13 protein-coding genes are annotated in these 17070 nt (G+C 71.4%); 3 read left to right on the plus strand and 10 right to left on the minus strand.

Annotated features, from left to right (window positions below; genetic code table 11):
• Positions 1-612: 612 nt before the first annotated feature.
• Positions 613-1152 carry an ATP-binding protein gene (locus tag ACFWWQ_RS16580; RefSeq protein ID WP_384596636.1) on the plus strand — a complete coding sequence of 180 codons (540 nt, stop codon included), beginning with the start codon at positions 613-615 and terminating at the stop codon, positions 1150-1152.
• On the opposite strand, the gene rodA is transcribed toward ACFWWQ_RS16580, so the two are convergent.
• From rodA to ACFWWQ_RS16625, 9 genes are all read right to left on the minus strand, one after another.
• Positions 1062-2252 carry a rod shape-determining protein RodA gene (gene rodA, locus ACFWWQ_RS16585; protein ID WP_384596747.1) on the minus strand — a complete coding sequence of 397 codons (1191 nt, stop codon included), beginning with the start codon at positions 2250-2252 and terminating at the stop codon, positions 1062-1064. The two genes, ACFWWQ_RS16580 and rodA, sit on opposite strands and share 91 nt — an antisense overlap.
• 20 nt (positions 2253-2272) lie before the next feature.
• On the minus strand, positions 2273-4426 hold the full coding sequence (gene mrdA, locus ACFWWQ_RS16590; RefSeq protein ID WP_384596638.1) for a penicillin-binding protein 2: 2154 nt from the start codon (positions 4424-4426) through the stop codon (positions 2273-2275).
• Between the two features lie 42 nt (positions 4427-4468).
• On the minus strand, positions 4469-5188 hold the full coding sequence (mreD, locus tag ACFWWQ_RS16595; protein ID WP_384596640.1) for a rod shape-determining protein MreD: 720 nt from the start codon (positions 5186-5188) through the stop codon (positions 4469-4471).
• Positions 5188-6123, minus strand: coding sequence for a rod shape-determining protein MreC (mreC, locus tag ACFWWQ_RS16600; protein WP_384596642.1), 936 nt, complete (start codon positions 6121-6123; stop codon positions 5188-5190). Before mreC ends, mreD begins: the two co-directional genes overlap by 1 nt.
• Before the next feature lie 286 nt (positions 6124-6409).
• The gene (locus ACFWWQ_RS16605; protein WP_143940914.1) at positions 6410-7429 is read right to left on the minus strand and encodes a rod shape-determining protein; all 1020 of its coding nucleotides are present in this window, start codon (positions 7427-7429) and stop codon (positions 6410-6412) included.
• Positions 7430-7724: 295 nt separating this feature from the next.
• Positions 7725-8138, minus strand: a complete 414-nt coding sequence (gene ndk, locus ACFWWQ_RS16610) for a nucleoside-diphosphate kinase (protein WP_384596644.1) — start codon at positions 8136-8138, stop codon at positions 7725-7727.
• A 141-nt stretch (positions 8139-8279) separates the two neighbouring features.
• Positions 8280-8633, minus strand: coding sequence for a DUF4233 domain-containing protein (locus ACFWWQ_RS16615; protein WP_384596646.1), 354 nt, complete (start codon positions 8631-8633; stop codon positions 8280-8282).
• A 2-nt stretch (positions 8634-8635) separates the two neighbouring features.
• Positions 8636-10150 (minus strand): bifunctional folylpolyglutamate synthase/dihydrofolate synthase, encoded by a 1515-nt coding sequence (locus ACFWWQ_RS16620; protein ID WP_384596648.1) that lies wholly within the window; start codon positions 10148-10150, stop codon positions 8636-8638.
• Between the two features lie 247 nt (positions 10151-10397).
• Positions 10398-11846 carry a peptidoglycan D,D-transpeptidase FtsI family protein gene (locus tag ACFWWQ_RS16625; protein WP_384596650.1) on the minus strand — a complete coding sequence of 483 codons (1449 nt, stop codon included), beginning with the start codon at positions 11844-11846 and terminating at the stop codon, positions 10398-10400.
• Positions 11847-12071: 225 nt separating this feature from the next.
• Between ACFWWQ_RS16625 and ACFWWQ_RS16630 the strand changes: the two genes are divergently transcribed.
• Positions 12072-13253 (plus strand): hypothetical protein, encoded by a 1182-nt coding sequence (locus tag ACFWWQ_RS16630; protein ID WP_384596750.1) that lies wholly within the window; start codon positions 12072-12074, stop codon positions 13251-13253.
• Here the strand turns inward: ACFWWQ_RS16630 and ACFWWQ_RS16635 are convergent.
• Positions 13219-15837 (minus strand): valine--tRNA ligase, encoded by a 2619-nt coding sequence (locus ACFWWQ_RS16635; RefSeq protein WP_384596652.1) that lies wholly within the window; start codon positions 15835-15837, stop codon positions 13219-13221. The two genes, ACFWWQ_RS16630 and ACFWWQ_RS16635, sit on opposite strands and share 35 nt — an antisense overlap.
• 139 nt (positions 15838-15976) lie before the next feature.
• Between ACFWWQ_RS16635 and ACFWWQ_RS16640 the strand changes: the two genes are divergently transcribed.
• Positions 15977-16966, plus strand: a complete 990-nt coding sequence (locus ACFWWQ_RS16640; protein ID WP_384596654.1) for a hypothetical protein — start codon at positions 15977-15979, stop codon at positions 16964-16966.
• Positions 16967-17070 lie beyond the last annotated feature (104 nt).

The following is a 17070-nucleotide window of genomic DNA, read 5'->3' on the forward strand; positions in this document are numbered from 1 at the left end:
CGGTGCGCTGGGCGTGGTTATTTTTTTAACCCCACCGGCGACGCCGGGCCGCCGGGGCCGCGCCGCCCCGGCGGCGCCCCGGGGGCGCCGCCCGCCCCCCACGGCCGGATCCGGGAGCCGGACGCCGTCGGCGGCGTCGTACTTCCGCTCGGTCTCCCGCACGGTGCGCGCCATACCTCGAATCTAGAACCTCGGCCCGGCATGTGCCCTGCGCGGCGCCGCGGTCGACGGGCGGACGCGTCGCGAACGGCCCGGGGCCGCGCCCGGCCCTGGCCCCCGGGCCGCGCCCCGGAGAGCGCGGCGCCCCCGCGCCGGGGCGGGCGGGCACCGGCGCGCTTGCCACCGTGCGCCACCGTTCCGCACCACCGTGCGCCCCACCTGACGACGGCGCGCCCGCCAGGACCGGGAACGCTCCGCGCACCCTGAATTACGGTGTGCGAGGGCCGGAGGCGGAGGGCCCCAGGGGGTGTCTTTTCGATCTTCGTGGATCAGGCCACGGCCCCGCGGAGACCGGGAAGACGCCCCTGTGCCCTCGTCCGGCCCGCCCGATGCCGTCCGTCCGCCGGTGCCCGCGCGGCCCCCGGCGGCCGACCTCCCGGGAAGGGAGAACCCGTGCACCCGCCCCGCACCACCGGTGCCCACCCGCCGGACCGCGCCGCGACCGGTACCCGCCCGCATCTGCTGATCGCGCCGAGCGGCCCGGCCGCCGCCCGCGCCGCCCGTGACTTCGTCCGTGCCGTGCTGCGCGGCACCCCGGCCGAGCCGCTGCGGGACACCGCCGTCCTGCTCACCTCCGAGGCGGTCACCCGGGCACACCCGCTCACGGACGGCGCACCCGATGTGCTGGTGCACGTGGTGACCGGGGACGGACCGGCCGGGGTGCGGGTCAGCGTCCACGGCGGGCCCGGCGGCCCCGCGCCCCGGACCGGCCACGACGGCGCCGCGGACCTCTCCGGCCTGCTGTTCGGCGCCCTCGCCGACGCCTGGGGCATGGCGGAGCCCGGCGGGACGGACCGCCCCGCCGGGCTCTGGTTCGCGCTGCTGGCCCCGCGCCCGGGGCGTCAGCGGGAGGCCGACACCGGCCGCTCCACCCGGATGGACTGCAGCAGCCCTATGGCGATCCAGACGGCGAACATCGACGTACCGCCGTAGGAGACGAACGGCAGCGGCAGACCGGTGACCGGCATGATGCCGAGCGTCATGCCGATGTTCTCGAACGCCTGGAACGCGAACCACGCGATGATCCCGGCGGCGACGATCGTGCCGTACAGCTCCGTCGTCTCCCGGGCAATGCGGCAGGCGCGCCACATCACGATGCCCAGCAGGACGATGATCAGGCCCGCGCCGAGGAAGCCCAGCTCCTCACCGGCGACGGTGAAGATGAAGTCGGTCTGCTGCTCGGGGACGAACTGGCCGGTGGTCTGGCTGCCGTGGAAGAGACCGGAGCCGGTGAGCCCGCCGCCGCCGATGGCGATGCGCGCCTGGTTGGTGTTGTAGCCGACGCCCGCCGGGTCCAGGCTCGGGTTGGCGAACGCGGCGAAGCGGGCGATCTGGTACTCGTCGAGGAGATTGAGCTGCCAGATCGCGAGGCACCCGACGACGCCGGTGCCCAGCAGGCCGAGGATCCAGCGGTTGGAAGCCCCGGAGGCGAGCAGCACGCCGAGGATGATGGCGCCCAGCACCATGATCGATCCGAGGTCCGGCATCAGCAGGATGACCAGGACGGGCACGGCGGCGAGGCCGAGCGCCTGGACGACGGTCCGGTGGTCGGGGTGCGGGGTGTCGCCCGCGTCGACCCGGGAGGCGAGGATCATCGCCATCCCCAGCGTGATGGTGATCTTGGCGAACTCGGCGGGCTGCAACGAGAAACCGCCGGGGATCGCCAGCCAGGACCGCGAGCCGTTGATGGTGGCGCCGATCGGCGTCAGCACCAGCAGCGCCAGCACCACCGACGCGCCGAAGAGCACCGGGATGGCGCCGCGCAGCGTGCGGTGGCCGAGCCAGACGGTCCCGGCGGCCAGCGCCAGGCCGATGCCGGTGTTCATCAGGTGCCGCAGGAAGAAGTAGTACGGGTCGCCGTGGTTCAGCTCCATGCGGTTGCGGGTCGCGGAGAAGATCAGCAGCGAGCCGAGCAGCGACAGCGCCAGACAGGACAGCAACAGCGGCCAGTCGAGCTTGCGGACCGCCGAGTCACGGTCCATCAGCTTGCCCCAGGCGCCGGCCTCGGGGGCGTACCGCCGGACGTTGAACATCCGGGAGGTGGGACTCGTCGTCACTCTTCCTCCGCTCCCTGGTCCGCTTCGTCCGCCGACGGGTCGTCAGCGTTCTCCAGGGGTTCGACGGGCTGCGCCTGGATCGTGCCGTCGCGTTCGATGACCGGCAGCGACGCCTCCGGGGCCGGGAGCAGCGCGGACTTCTTGTCGATCCCGCCGCTGTCGTCGACGCCGTAGAGCGCGTTGTAGATCTTGCGGACGGCCGGTCCCGAGGCACCGGAGCCGGTACCACCCTGGGAGATGGTCATGACGATGGAGTAGTCCTTGGTGTACGTCGCGAACCACGAGGTCGTCTGCTTGCCGTAGACCTCGGCGGTACCGGTCTTGGCGTGCATCGGGATCTTCTCCTGCGGCCAGCCCTGGAAGCGCCAGGCGGCGGTGCCGCGGGTGGCGACGCCGGCGAGCGCCGCGTCGATCTGCTGGAGCGTCTGCGGGCTGTCGGGCAGCTTGCCGTGCGCCTTCGGCGTGATCTTCTCGATGCTCTTGCCGTCGGGGCTGACGATCGCCTTGCCGAGGGTCGGGTCGTGGAGCGTGCCGCCGTTGGAGAGCGCGGCATAGATCGTCGCCATCTGGATCGGGGTGACGAGGGTGTCGCCCTGGCCGATGGAGTAGTTGACGGAGTCACCGGCGCGCATCTTCATGCCGGACTCGCAGTTCTCCTTGGCGATCTTGGAGACGTAGTCGTCGGCGTTCTTGCCCTGGGCGCACCAGCCGGTCTTGTTCGCCTCCCAGTAGTCCTTCTTCCAGCGGCGGTCCGGGACCCGGCCGCTGACCTCGTCCGGCAGATCGATGCCGGTCTTCTTGCCGAGGCCGAACTGATGGGCCGTCTTGTAGAACCAGTCGGCGGGGTTCTTGGGGCTGTTGCCGCCGTCCTTCTTCCACTGGTCGTAGGCGATGTGGTAGAAGACCGTGTCGCAGGAGACCTCCAGCGCGCGGCCGAGGCTGATCGGGCCGAAGTTCTCCGACTCGAAGTTCTTGAAGACCTGGCTGCCGATGTTGAACGAGCTGGTGCAGGGGTAGCGCCCGTTGAACGGGTAGCCCGCGTTGACGGCGGCGGTGGTCGAGATGACCTTGAAGATCGAGCCGGGCGCCGCCTGCCCCTGGGTGGCGCGGTTGAGCAGCGGGTAGTTGGACTTCTTGCCGGTGAGCTTGGCGTAGTCCTTGCCGGAGATCCCGCCGACCCAGGCGTTCGGGTCGTACGAGGGGTTGGACGCCATCGCGACGACGCGGCCGGTCTTCGCCTCCATGACGACGACGGCACCGGCGTCCGCCTTGTAGTTGGTGCCGGTGTTCTTGTCGTGCTCCAGGCGGGCGTCCTTCATCGCCTGGTACAGCTCCTTCTCCGCCACCGCCTGTACCCGGGCGTCGATGCTGGTGATGACGTTGGCGCCGGGGACGGCCGGATCGCTGTGGCCCTTGCCGATGACCCGGCCGAGGTTGTCGACCTCGTAGCGGGTGACCCCGGCCTTGCCGCGCAGCGCGCTGTCGTATGTCCGCTCCAGGCCGGAGCGGCCGATCTGGTCCGAGCGCAGCAGCGGCGAGCGGGTGCGCTCGGCCTTCTTGATCTCCTCGTCGGTGACGGGCGAGAGATAGCCGAGGACCTGCGCGGTCTCCGCCTTCGCCGGGGCGGCATAGCGGCGGACGGCGGTCGGCTCGGCGCTGATGCCGGGGAAGTCCTCGGAGCGCTCGCGGATCTGGAGGGCCTGCTGGGTGGTGGCCTTGTCGGTGATCGGGATGGGCTGGTACGGCGAGCCGTTCCAGCACGGCTGCGGGGTCTTCGCGTCGCAGAGGCGGACCTTGTTGCGGATCTCCTGCTCGGGGATGCCGAGGACGTCGGAGAGGCGGCCGAGGACGGCCTTGCCGTCGTCCTTCATCCTCAGCAGCTCGGTGCGGCTGGCGGAGACCACCAGCCGGGTCTCGTTGTCGGCGAGCGGCACCCCGCGGGCGTCGAGGATCGAACCGCGGGTGGCCGGGTCGACGACCTGCTGGACGTGGTTGCTGCGGGCCTTGCTCGCGTAATCCTGGCCGTTGCGGATCTGGAGGTACCAGAGGCGGCCGCCGAGGGTGAGCAGCAGGGAGAAGACGAGGATCTGGATCGCGACGAGCCGGGCCGTGACCCGGGTGGTCCGGCCGGTCTCAGGAATGTTGCTCATGGCCCCTCCGCAGCTCGGCCCGGACGCGCGGCAGTCGGTCGGTCACAGCCGCTTGACCCCCTTGATGCGGGCGGCCTTGTTCCGCGCGGACCGGCCGAGGAGGCCGCCCCGGGAGGTCCGGGCCGGCTTCGGCGCCCGCCCGGCCTTCATGCCGCCGCGGGACGCCTTGAGGCCGGTGCCGGTGGTCATCCAGCCGTACGCGGGCTCCCGCCCGGCGACCGCGCCGCTCGGGCTGCCGGGGCCGTCGCTGGTCAGCGGCTCGCCCTCCAGGCGGCGGGCGAGCGCCATCACGCCGGGGACGATGAACGGGGCGAGCAGCAGGTCGTAGACGGTGGCGCTGAGGACCAGACCGCCGACGCCGACGTGCCGGGCGGTGGTGTCGCCGACCAGCGCGCCGACGCCCGCGTAGAGCAGCGTGGAGACGACGGCGGCGCCGAGGACGGCGAGCAGCGGGACGGTCGCCGAGCGGTGGCGGCCGTTCTCCGGGCGGGTCAGGCCCGCGGCGTACCCGACGACGCAGAGCACCAGGGCGTAGCGGCCGATGGCGTGGTCGGAGGGGGGCGCGAGGTCGGCGAGGAGTCCGGCGGCGAAGCCGACGAGGGAGCCGCCGACGTGCCCGTACACCAGCGCGAGACCGACGACGACGAGCAGCAGCAGATCCGGTACGGCGCCGGGGAGTTGGAGCCGGGCCAGGACGCTGACCTGAAGGACCAGGGCGACGAGCACGAGCGGGACGGTCAGCAGGATCCGGTAGATGCGCATCAGTCAGCTCCTGGGTATTCGCCGTCGGAGGGTGTGGCGGTGACCGTGACCGTGGGCGTCGGCCGTGGCTTCGCCGGCGGGCGCGGCAGCACGCTGTCGCGCGGGTCCTGGCGCGGCGGCTGGACGACCACGCCGACGACATCGAGCTGGGAGAAGGCGACGTAGGTGCTGACCTGGACCGTGCGGGTCAGATCGCCGTTGGACGGCTCGACCTTGACGACGCGGCCGACCGGCACACCGGGCACGAACGGCTTGTCCTTGCTGGAGCCGAAGGTGACCATCCGGTCGCCCTTCTTCACCGCCGCCTTGCCGTTGAGGAGCTGCACCCGCATCGCCCGGCCGCCCTGACCGGACGCGAACCCGATCTCGTTGGTCTTCTCCATCCGGGTGCCGACGGTGAAGTCCGGGTCGTTGGCGAGCAGGATGGTGGCGGTGGAGGTGCCGACGGTGGTGACGCGGCCGACGAGCCCGTCGCCGTTGAGCACCGTCATGTCGCGGGCGATGCCGTCGCGGCTGCCCGCGTCGATGGTGACCGTCCAGGAGAAGCCCTGGGCCGCGCCGATGGCGATGACCTGGGCGCCCTTGATGCCGTACTGCCCGGCACCGGCGGTCTTGAGCATCTTGTCCAGCTCGGCGGCGCGGTTGCGGTTGCGGTCGGACGAACCGAGCTTGGCCTTCAGGGTGGCGTTCTCGCGTTCCAGCGCGGCGATTCTGGTGTGCCGTTCGCCCGAGTCGCGTACCGCGCCGATGGCGTTGCCGATCGGGTTGACCGCTCCGGCGACCCCGTTCTCGACGGGGCCGAAGGCGGAGGCGGCGGCCTGGCGGGCACCGTCGAGCGGGGACTGTTCGCCACCGCGGATGTCCACCGTGATCAGCGCGAACGCGATGGCGACCAGCAGCACAAGTAGCAGCCGGCTCTCTCGTGTGTCCCTCACGTGCGGCGGCCGTGTCCTTCCTCGTAGGACCGGCCGGCTGCGGGCCCGCGCCGGTCTCGTTCGGGAGTGCTGAGCGTTGTGCCTGTGTGTGCGGTGACTGGTGATGTGCGGTCAGTTCACCGGTTTTTCCGGGAGGTTGGGGCGATGCCCGGGGGCCGGGCGATGCCCGTCCCGGGGTGGTGCCTGTATATCAGCGGACCGCCGGAAGAAGGGGGCGGCCCTCCGCCATGGTGCCCGCCCGGCACGGACGCCGCAGGGCGTCCGCGGCCCGGACGGTCCGGTCGGGTTACCTGCGCGGCTGGGAGTCGAGGACCTGCTGGAGCGCCTCGAACTCCTCGACGCACTTGCCGGAGCCGAGCGCGACGGAGTCGAGCGGGTCCTCGGCGATGTGGATGGGCATACCGGTCTCGCGGCGCAGCCGCTCGTCGAGGCCGCGGAGCAGGGCGCCGCCGCCGGTGAGGACGATGCCGCGGTCCATGACGTCGCCGGACAGCTCCGGCGGGCACTTGTCGAGGGTCGTCTTGACCGCGTCGACGATGGAGTTGACGGGCTCCTCGATGGCCTTGCGGACCTCGGCCGCGGAGATGACGACGGTCTTCGGCAGGCCGGAGACCAGGTCGCGGCCGCGGATCTCGGTGTGCTCGTCCTGCTCCAGGTCGTACGCCGACCCGATGGTGAGCTTGATGCTCTCGGCGGTCCGCTCGCCCAGCAGAAGGCTGTACTCCTTCTTGATGTGCTGGATGATCGCGTTGTCCAGCTCGTCACCGGCGACGCGGATGGACTGGGCCGTGACGATGCCGCCGAGCGAGATGACGGCGACCTCGGTGGTGCCGCCGCCGATGTCGACGACCATGTTGCCGGTGGCCTCATGGACCGGCAGACCGGAACCGATCGCGGCGGCCATCGGCTCCTCGATGATGTGCACCTGCCGCGCACCCGCCTGCGTCGACGCCTCGATGACGGCGCGGCGCTCGACGCCGGTGATGCCGGAGGGGACGCAGACCACGACCCGCGGGCGGGCCAGATACCGCCGCTTGTGGATCTTGAGGATGAAGTAGCGGAGCATCCGCTCGGTGATCTCGAAGTCGGCGATGACGCCGTCCTTGAGGGGCCGTACAGCGACGATGTTGCCGGGCGTGCGCCCGATCATCTTCTTCGCCTCGGCGCCCACCGCGAGGATGCCGCCGGTGTTGGTGTTGATGGCCACGACCGAGGGCTCGTTCAGCACGATCCCGCGACCCCTGACGTACACCAGCGTGTTGGCGGTGCCGAGGTCGACAGCCATGTCACGGCCGATGAACGACATGTTGTTCCCCATGAGGATACGTCTGGCCTTCCCAACTGGAGCGAATGCTTACTGGAGGTCGGCAGGAGGTGATGCGCCGTGGCGCGGAAGCTTCATCGTAGTTCGTCGCGCCACCCGCCCGAACACGGCGGTGGGCGCCACTTGCGCCATTGTCGGCGGTACCCGCACCCGCCTTCCTCAATGGTGACGTCGTGTCGCCGTTTCGCGTTCCCCCGAACGCGCCTCATATGCCAGGAGGCGACCGGTGATTTCACCGGTCGCCCCTGGTCACGAGCGTCATACGCGTGATGACGTATCAGGAAAGGCCGGGAAAGAAAATCTTGATCTCCCGTTCGGCGGACTCTTCGGAATCCGAGGCGTGGATCAGATTCTCCCGGGTGATCGTGCCGAAGTCCCCACGAATGGACCCACTCGGTGCGGTAATCGGGTCGGTGGGACCGGCGAGCGCGCGGACGCCCTCGATGACCCGCTCACCTTCGACGACGAGAGAAACCACCGGACCGGACGACATGAAAGCAACCAGCGGCTCATAGAAGTCCCGGCCGACATGCTCGGCGTAATGCTGCTCCAGGATCGCGCGGTCGAGGGTGCGCAGCTCCAGGGCACCGATCGTCCAGCCGGCCTTCCGCTCGATCCGGCCGATGATCTCGCCGACCAGGCCACGACGGACCGCGTCAGGCTTGAGGAGGACGAGGGTGCGCTGGCTCATGAAGAAGGCTCCTTGCAAAGAACGGGATGCGGTGAAGCGAGGCTACAGGGAAGCGACCGGAACCCGGCGGGCGGGAGCGGGCGGGCGACGCCCGCGGCCACCGGCCGGGCCGCCCGTCCCCGCGGCGCCGGCGGACACTCCCTACGCCGCCTCCGCCTCCGCCTCGGCCGTCGCCGCCCAGCGGGCCTTCGCCTCGTCGATCTTCCGGCCGTAGTGCACCGACGCCCACCACAGCGCGGCGAACACCACGCCGAGGAAGAACATCGTCGGGACGAAGAAGCCGCTGGCGATCAGGGCTATCTGCAGGGCCCAGCCCAGCTGGACGCCGCCCGGCCGGGTCAGCGCGCCGCACAGCAGGACGCACAGCAGCATCGCGATGCCGCTGACCGTCCAGACCGTGGCCGCCGGGAGGTCGTTGAGCCGCATCGCCACCAGACCGGCGAAGCCGATGACGAAGAACTCGCCGATCAGAGTGCTCGCGCAGAGCGTGCGCATCGTCAACGCCTCCCCAGCAGCAGCCGGGCCTCGCCGACCGTGATCACCGAGCCGGTGACCAGCACACCGGCTCCGGAGTACTCGCCCTCTTCCTCGGCGAGGGTGATCGCCGCCTCCAGGGCATCGTCGAGCCGCGGCTCGACCTGGACCCGCTCGCTGCCGAAGACCTCGACGGCGACCGCCGCCAGCGCGTCCGGGTCCATCGCGCGATGGCTGGAATTGCGGGTGATCACGACCTCGGCGAAGACCGGCTCGAACGCCTCCAGGAAGCCCCGGACGTCCTTGTCGTCGCTGGCGCCGACCACGCCCACCAGACGACTGAAATCGAACGCCTCGGTGACCGACTCGGCCGCCGCCCGGGCGCCCGCCGGGTTGTGCGCGGCGTCCAGCACCACCGTCGGGCTGCGGCGGACGACCTCCATCCGGCCCGGCGACGCGACGGAGGCGAACGCCCTGCGGATGGTGTCGATGTCCAGGCTGCGGGCGTGCGCCGAGCCGATGCCGAAGAACGCCTCGACCGCGGCGAGCGCCACCGCGGCGTTGTGCGCCTGATAGGCACCGTGCAGCGGCAGGAAGATGTCCGGGTACTCGCCGCCCAGACCGCGCAGCGTCAGCATCTGCCCGCCGACCGCGACCTCGCGGGAGAGCACGCCGAACTCCATGCCCTCACGGGCGACGGTGGCGTCCACCTCGACCGCGCGCTTGAGCATCACCGACGCGGCCTCCACCGGCTGCTGCGCCAGCACGACCGTCGCGTCCTTCTTGATGATCCCGGACTTCTCGACGGCGATCTTCTCGGGGGTGTCCCCCAGCCGGTCGGTGTGGTCCAGCGCGATGGGGGTGATCACCGCGACATCGCCGTCGATGACGTTGGTCGCGTCCCAGGTGCCGCCCATGCCGACCTCGACGACGGCGATGTCCACCGGGGCGTCGGCGAACGCGGCGTACGCCATCGCCGTCAGCACCTCGAAGAACGAGAGCCGGTACTCCTGCTGGGCGTCGACCATCTCGATGTACGGCGCGATGTCCCGGTACGTCTCGATGAAGCGCTCGGCGGAGATCGGCGCACCGTCCAGGCTGATCCGCTCGGTGACGGACTGGACGTGCGGGCTGGTGTACCGGCCGGTGCGCAGATCGAACGCGCCGAGCAGCGCCTCGATCATCCGGGCGGTGCTGGTCTTGCCGTTGGTGCCGGTGATGTGGATGGCGGGGTAGGCGCGGTGCGGGGAGCCGAGGATGTCCAGCAGCGCCTCGATGCGCTGCACCGACGGGTCGAGCTTGGTCTCCCCCCAGCGGCCCGCCAGCTCCTCCTCGACCGCGCGCAGCGCACGGTCGGTCTCGGGGTCCTCGGGACGGGTCGGCACGCCGTCTCCCTGCGGGGGGCCGGCCTGCGCGCGCAGGGTCCGGCTGCCGGCCTCGATCACCGCGAGATCGGGGTCGCGCCGGGTCTGGGCGTCGACCATCTCCTCGAAGGCGTCGGTCGGCTCGGGGTCGTCGTTCTGGGGGCTCTCGCTCACGCCGACCAGTCTACGAGTCACCCCTGACAACGGTCTCGCCCGCACCACGGCCCGTGGCCGCCCCGCAGGTCCCGGGCCCGCCACCCGGACCCGCCGCCCGGCGCACCTCCGCGGCCCGCCGCGCCGGACCGGCCCCCCCCCCCCGGCCCGGCCCGCAGGGGGGGGCCCGCCGGGCCCCCCCCCCCCCGCCCCCCCCCCCCGCCCCGGGCGGGGGGGGGGGGCCCCGGCGGGACCCGGCCCGCCCGGCTCACCGCAGCGCCGCCTTCATCATCGCCCGGGCGACCGGTGCCGCGAGGCCGTTGCCGGAAACCTCGTCGCGCGTGGCGCCGCTGTCCTCGACCATCACCGCGACCGCCACCTGACGCCCCCGGGCGTCCTGCGCGTACGACACGAACCACGCGTACGGGGTACCGCTGTTGTCGACGCCGTGCTGCGCGGTGCCGGTCTTGCCACCGACGGTCAGGCCGTCGATCTTGGCGTTGGTGCCGGTGCCCTTGTCGACGACGGTGCGCATCGCGGAGCGCAGCTGCGCGGCGGTGCCCGCCGACATCGCCCGGCCGTACGTCTTCGCGCCGGGCTTCTCCAGGGTGTTGCCGGAGCCGTCGGTGAGCCGGTCGACCAGCTGCGGGGTCTTGAGCTCGCCGCCGTTCGCGATGGCGGCGACGACCATCGCCATCTGCATCGGCGTCGCCTGGTCGTCGAACTGCCCGATGCCGGAGAGCGCGGTCTGCGCCTCGTCCATGTCCTTCGGGTAGACGCTCTTGCCGTTCCGTACCGGGGTGTCGATCTTCCCGTCGTTGAACCCGAACTTCTCCGCCTGCGCCCGGACCTTGTCCTTGCCCAGGTCGGCGGCCATCTTCGCGAAGACCGTGTTGCAGGAGTACTGGAGCGCGGTGCGGATGTCCGCGTTCTCGCACGGCGCCGAGGCGCTCTCGTTGGTCAGCCGGGTGCGGGTGTGCGGCAGGGTGTACGGGTCGGGGCTGCGGGTCGGTTCGTCGACCGAGGAGTACAGCCCGTTCTCCAGCGCGGCGGCCGCGACGACCAGCTTGAAGGTGGAGCCGGGCGGCAGCGCCTGCCGCAGCGCGCGGTTCACCTCGGGGCTGTCCGGATCGTCACTCATCGCCTGCCACGCCTTGCCGTCCGCGTCATCCGATCCGGCGAACTTCCCCGGGTCGTACGAGGGCGTGCTGACCATCGCGAGGATCTTGCCGGTCGCCGGGTCGAGGGCGACGGCCGCGCCCTTCTTGGCGCCGAGCGCCTTGTACCCGGCCTTCTGCACCGACGCGTCGATGGTGGTGGCGACGTCGCCGCCCTTGGGGCGATGTCGCGTCAGCGCGTCCGCCGGGGACTGCAGGCGGCTGTCGGTGCCATCCAGGAGGTCGCCGTAGAGCGCCTCCAGCTGGGTGGATCCGTAGACCTGCGAGGAGAAGCCGGTGACCGGTGCGTAGAGAGCGCCGTCGGTGTAGGTGCGCTTGTACCGCAGCGACCCGGAGGTCTTGGCGGAGCCGGTGACGGGTTGCCCGTCGACGAGGATGTTGCCCATCGGGGCGGCGTATTTCTCTATGGCGACCCGGGGATTGTGCGGATCGCTGCGGTACGTGTCGGCCTTGGCGCCCTGGATCCAGGTGACCCAGCCCATCAGCGCGACGATCAGCGCCAGGCAGAAGACCGAGACCCGGCGCAGAGGTGTGTTCATGATCGGGCGCTGCTCCTCACGGTTCGGGCGGTTCCTCCGGAAACTCCGGCGGCCCCGCCCAGGGTCACCCGGCTTCATGAGAGCGCGATGAAAATGACCTTTCGGCCCGGACAGGGAACGTTTCCGTCGATTACTCCCTCTTCGTCTGAGGGGCCTCCGGGGCCCCCTTCCGGTACGAGCGGACGGAATACGGGAGCGAAGAACGTGCCGCCGACACATCAGCGGATGCATTTGGTGCTGCTCACCGGCTGGACGGTGCTGTGGTTCGCGGTGGTGGAGCCGCACGGCGGCTTTTCCTGGCACTATCTGCGGGCCGGGGGTGAACTCCTCTACCAGGGGTCGGCCGGCGACGGCACCGGCGGCCTCAACCTCTACGCACACCACCCCGAGCTCCAAATGGGGCCGGTCAGCTTCCTGGCCGCCGGGGTCTTCAACCCGTTCCCCGAGGCCACCGGGCAGTTCCTGGCCGCGGCCCTGATGTCGCTGCTCGGCCTGGTGATCACCGTGCTGGCCGGGCGCAGCGCCGCCGAGCACTTCCTGGGAACCGGCACCAACCACCGGCGGCTACGGCAGCGGGTGCTGTTCGCCGGGCTGGCGTTCATCCCGATGTGGATCGAGGTCGCGGTCCGCTTCGGCCACCTCGACGACGTTCTCGCGCTCTTCTTCACCGCGCTCGCCGTCCGCTTCCTGACCCGCGGCAACCCGGCCGCGACCGGCGTCTGCCTGGCGCTGGCGATGGACGCCAAGCCCACCGCCCTCGCCTTCCTGCCGCTGCTGCTGGCCCTCCCCCGGCGGCAGTGGCTGCGGGCCGGGCTGTGGTGCGCGGCGCTGGTCGCGGTCGCCTGGCTGCCGTTCTTCCTGGACTCCCCCGACACGGCGGCCGCGGCGCGCTTCGCCATCCCCAACCACCCGGCGTCCGCGCTGCGCTGGCTGGGCGTCGGCGACCCCGAGACGCCCGGTTGGGACCGCCCCGCACAGGCCGTACTGGGCCTGACCCTCGGCTCGCTGGCGGTGTGGCGGGGCCGCTGGGCCGCCGTGGTGCTGCTCGGCGCCAACGCCCGCATCGTCCTCGACCCGAGCGTCTACACGTACTACACGGCGTCGGTGCTGCTGGGCACGCTGCTCTGGGACGTCATCGGGCAGCGGCGGCTGGTGCCCTGGTGGAGCTGGCTGGCGCTGCTCACCCTCTACGGCAGCGTCTTCGCCGTCCCCGACGACGCGGCGCGCGGCCTGATCCGGCTGGGCTTCGTGGCGGTGTCCACGGCGTACGTCCTGCTCTGGCCGGTGCGCGAACGGGGAGGACGGCGCAGGCCCCCCGCCGGTACGGACGAGGGGCCTGCGGTGTGCATCCCGGGGCAGTCCCCGGGTGCGGTCATGCCTGCGGGAGCGCCGCCAGCTGAGCGGTGATCCGGACGAGGTCCGCCTCGGCGGTCTCCAGCCGGCCGCGGATCTTGTCCACGACCTTCTCCGGCGCCTTGGCGAGGAACGCCTCGTTGCCGAGCTTGCCCAGGGCCTGCGCCTTCTCCTTCTCGGCGGCGGCCAGGTCCTTCGTCAGCCGCTTGCGCTCCGCCTCGACGTCGATCGCACCGGAGAGGTCCAGCGCGACGGTGGCACCGGCGACGGGCAGCGACGCGGTGGCGCTGAACTCCTCCCCCGCGGGCTGGAGGCGCAGCAGCGACCGCATGGCCGCCTCGTGCGCCGCCAGCGCCGTACCGGCCAGCTCCACCCGCGCGGGCACCTTCTGGCCGGGCTGGAGGCCCTGGTCGGAGCGGAACCGGCGGACCTCGGTGACGACCTGCTGGACCAGCGCGATCTCCTGCTCGGCCGCCGTGTCCCGGAAGCCGGAGTCGGCCGGCCACTCGGCGACGACCAGCGACTCGCCGCCGGTCAGCGTCGTCCACAGCGTCTCGGTGACGAACGGCACGATCGGGTGCAGCAGCCGCAGCGTGACGTCCAGGACCTCGCCCAGGACCCGCGCCGAGACCTTCGCCCCCTCGCCACCGGCCATGAACGTCGTCTTCGACAGCTCGACGTACCAGTCGAAGACCTCGTCCCACGCGAAGTGGTAGAGGGCGTCGGCGAGCTTCGCGAACTGGTAGTCGTCGTAGAGCGCGTTGACGTCGGCGACGGTGGCGTTGAGGCGGGAGAGGATCCAGCGGTCGGTCGCCGACAGCTGCTCGGCGGCGGGCAGCGGGCCCTCGATCGTCGCGCCGTTCATCATCGCGAAGCGGGCGGCGTTCCAGATCTTGTTGGCGAAGTTCCGCGACGCCTGGACCCAGTCCTCGCCGATCGGCACGTCGGTGCCGGGGTTGGCGCCGCGGGCGAGCGTGAACCGCAGGGCGTCGGAGCCGTACTTGTCCATCCAGTCCAGCGGATTGACGGTGTTGCCGAACGACTTCGACATCTTCTTGCCGTGCTCGTCACGGACCATGCCGTGGAACGCGACGGTGCGGAAGGGCACCTCCTCCATCGCGTACAGGCCGAACATCATCATCCTGGCGACCCAGAAGAACATCAGGTCGTACCCGGTGACCAGCGTCGCGTTCGGATAGAACGTCGCGAGGTCCTCGGTCTTCTCCGGCCAGCCCAGCGTGGAGAACGGCCACAGACCGGAGGAGAACCACGTGTCGAGCACGTCGGTGTCCTGCTCCCAGCCCTCGCCGCTCGGCGGCTGCTCGTCGGGGCCGACGCACACGGTCTCGCCGTTCGGGCCGTGCCAGACGGGGATGCGGTGGCCCCACCACAGCTGCCGGGAGATGCACCAGTCGTTGAGGTTGTCGACCCAGTCGAAGTAGCGCTGTGTCAGGTCGGCGGGGTGGATGTTCACCCGCCCGTCGCGGACCGCGTCGCCGGCCGCCTTGGCGAGTGTCTCCACCTTCACCCACCACTGGAGCGACAGCCGCGGCTCCAGCGTGGTCTTGCACCGCGAGCAGTGGCCCACCGAGTGGACGTACGGCCGCTTCTCGGCGACGATCCGGCCCTCGGCGCGCAGCGCGGCGACGATCGCCGAGCGCGCCTCGAAACGGTCGAGTCCCTCGAACGGGCCGTGGGCGGTGATGATGCCCCGCTCGTCCAGGACCTTGATCGATTCGAGGTCGTGGCGCAGGCCGATGGCGAAGTCGTTCGGGTCGTGGGCGGGCGTGACCTTGACGGCACCGGTGCCGAACTCCGGGTCGACGTGCGTGTCCGCGACGACCGGGATGGTGCGGCCGGTCAGCGGCAGCACGATCCGCTTGCCGATGAGGTGGGCGTAGCGCTCGTCGTCCGGGTGGACGGCGACCGCGGTGTCACCGAGCATCGTCTCGGCGCGGGTGGTCGCGACGACGACGGTGTCCTCGCCCTCGCCGTACTTCAGCGAGACCAGCTCGCCGTCGTCGTCCTGGTAGTCGACCTCGATGTCCGAGATGGCCGTCAGGCAGCGCGGGCACCAGTTGATGATGCGCTCGGCGCGGTAGATGAGGCCGTCGTCGAACATCTTCTTGAAGACGGTCTGGACGGCGCGGGAGAGGCCCTCGTCCATGGTGAAGCGGTCGCGGTCCCAGGCGACGCCGGTGCCCAGGCGCCGCATCTGCCCAGCGATCTGGCCGCCGGACTCGGCCTTCCACTGCCAGACCCGCTCGACGAACGCCTCGCGGCCCAGGTCGTGGCGGGACTTGCCCTCCTTGGCCAGCTCCCGCTCGACGACGTTCTGCGTCGCGATGCCCGCGTGGTCCATGCCGGGCTGCCACAGCGTCTCGTAGCCCTGCATGCGCTTACGGCGGGTGAGGGCGTCGATCAGCGTGTGCTCGAAGGCGTGGCCCAGGTGCAGCGAGCCGGTGACGTTCGGCGGGGGGATGACGATCGTGTACGGGGGCTTCTCGCTCTTCGCGTCGGCGGTGAAGTAGCCCCGCTCTACCCAGCGCTCGTACAGCGGCCCCTCTACGTCGGCCGGCGTGTACTGAGTCGGCAGTTCGGGGGCGCTGTGGTGGCTCTGCTGAGTGTTCTCGGTCACGACCGACAGTGTACGGGCGAGGATGTCGCAGCTTCGAATCGGTTTCGCCCCCGGGGCACCGACTGTCAGCGGTGTCGTACAGGATGTGTCGGGGCAGGACACGGCCTGCCCCGCCAGCAGTCACGAGGGGAACCGCTCCATGAGCTTCAACCAGCCGCCGCCCGGACCGTACGGCCAGCAGCCGCAGCAGCCCGGAGCGTACGGTCAGCCGCAGCAGCCGGCCCCGCAGCCCGGCTACGGCTATCCGCAGCAGGGCGGCCCCGTGCCCCCGCAGCAGGGCTACGGCTACCCCCAGCAGGGCGCGCCCCAGCAGGCACCGTACGGCCAGCCGCAGCAGCCGGGCCCCTACGGCCAGCCGCAGCAGCCGGGCCCCTACGGCCAGCCGCAGCAGCCGGGCCCCTACGGCCAGCAGCAGGCCCCGTACGGCCAGCAGACCCCCTACGGCGCGATCCCGCAGGGGCCGCCGCCGTCCTCCGGCGGCGGCAAGAAGATCGGCCTGATCATCGGCGGCGTGGCGGTCGTCGCGGCGATCGCCGTGGGCGCGTACTTCGCGTTCGGCTCGGGCGGCAGCGTCCCGCCGTACACCATCGTCCTCAAGGACAAGCTGGTGAACGGCGAGTACACCAAGGCGCCCGAGCAGCCGGGGGCGGAGAGCTCCAAGGACTTCTCCAACGACAAGGAACTGCGGGCGATGGGGATCACCAACGGCAAGGCCGTCACGGGGTCCTACGCCAACGCCGGCGATCAGCTCCTGGGCGTCACGGGCATCTACGGCGAGGTCGCGGACCCGAATTCGGCGGTGGACGCCTTCTTCGCCAAGATCGACGAGCAGCAGAAGAAGTCGAAGGCGACGATCGAGACGACGGTGCCGACCAGCTCGTACTCCCCCGACGACTTCGACGGCGCCGTGCTGAAGTGCCGGACGCAGAAGGCAACGGTATCGGCCGCAGGAGCCTCCGCCGCCATTACGGCGTCCACCTGCATCTGGGCCGACAGCAGCGCCGTCGGCGTCGTCAACTCCCAGGCCAAGCCCGACCCGTCCGGCGCCTCCGTCGCGCAGGCGCTCAGTGCGGAGCAGCTGTCGGAGAAGACCGCGAAGGTCCGCAATGAGGTGCGCCAGGAGAAGTAACGGCCCCGCGGGACCGACGAAGCCGCCCCGCCCCCCGCTGGCGGGCCGGGGGGGTGTGGTGTTAGGGGGGGGGGCGGGGGGCCCCCCCCGGCCCGCCGCCCTAA

This window comes from Streptomyces sp. NPDC059080, from assembly GCF_042739975.1.
In the GTDB taxonomy this organism is placed as follows: Bacteria; Actinomycetota; Actinomycetes; order Streptomycetales; family Streptomycetaceae; genus Streptomyces; species Streptomyces benahoarensis.

Bases quoted from the DNA above. Each gene is read 5' to 3' on its own strand.
- rodA (WP_384596747.1), bottom strand. From the start codon at position 2,252: ATGTTCAACGTCCGGCGGTACGCCCCCGAGGCCGGCGCCTGGGGCAAG.
- mrdA (WP_384596638.1), bottom strand. From the start codon at position 4,426: ATGAGCAACATTCCTGAGACCGGCCGGACCACCCGGGTCACGGCCCGG.
- mreD (WP_384596640.1), bottom strand. From the start codon at position 5,188: ATGCGCATCTACCGGATCCTGCTGACCGTCCCGCTCGTGCTCGTCGCC.
- ACFWWQ_RS16605 (WP_143940914.1), bottom strand. From the start codon at position 7,429: ATGTCGTTCATCGGCCGTGACATGGCTGTCGACCTCGGCACCGCCAAC.
- ndk (WP_384596644.1), bottom strand. From the start codon at position 8,138: ATGAGCCAGCGCACCCTCGTCCTCCTCAAGCCTGACGCGGTCCGTCGT.
- ACFWWQ_RS16615 (WP_384596646.1), bottom strand. From the start codon at position 8,633: ATGCGCACGCTCTGCGCGAGCACTCTGATCGGCGAGTTCTTCGTCATC.
- ACFWWQ_RS16625 (WP_384596650.1), bottom strand. From the start codon at position 11,846: ATGAACACACCTCTGCGCCGGGTCTCGGTCTTCTGCCTGGCGCTGATC.
- ACFWWQ_RS16630 (WP_384596750.1), top strand. From the start codon at position 12,072: ATGCATTTGGTGCTGCTCACCGGCTGGACGGTGCTGTGGTTCGCGGTG.
- ACFWWQ_RS16640 (WP_384596654.1), top strand. From the start codon at position 15,977: ATGAGCTTCAACCAGCCGCCGCCCGGACCGTACGGCCAGCAGCCGCAG.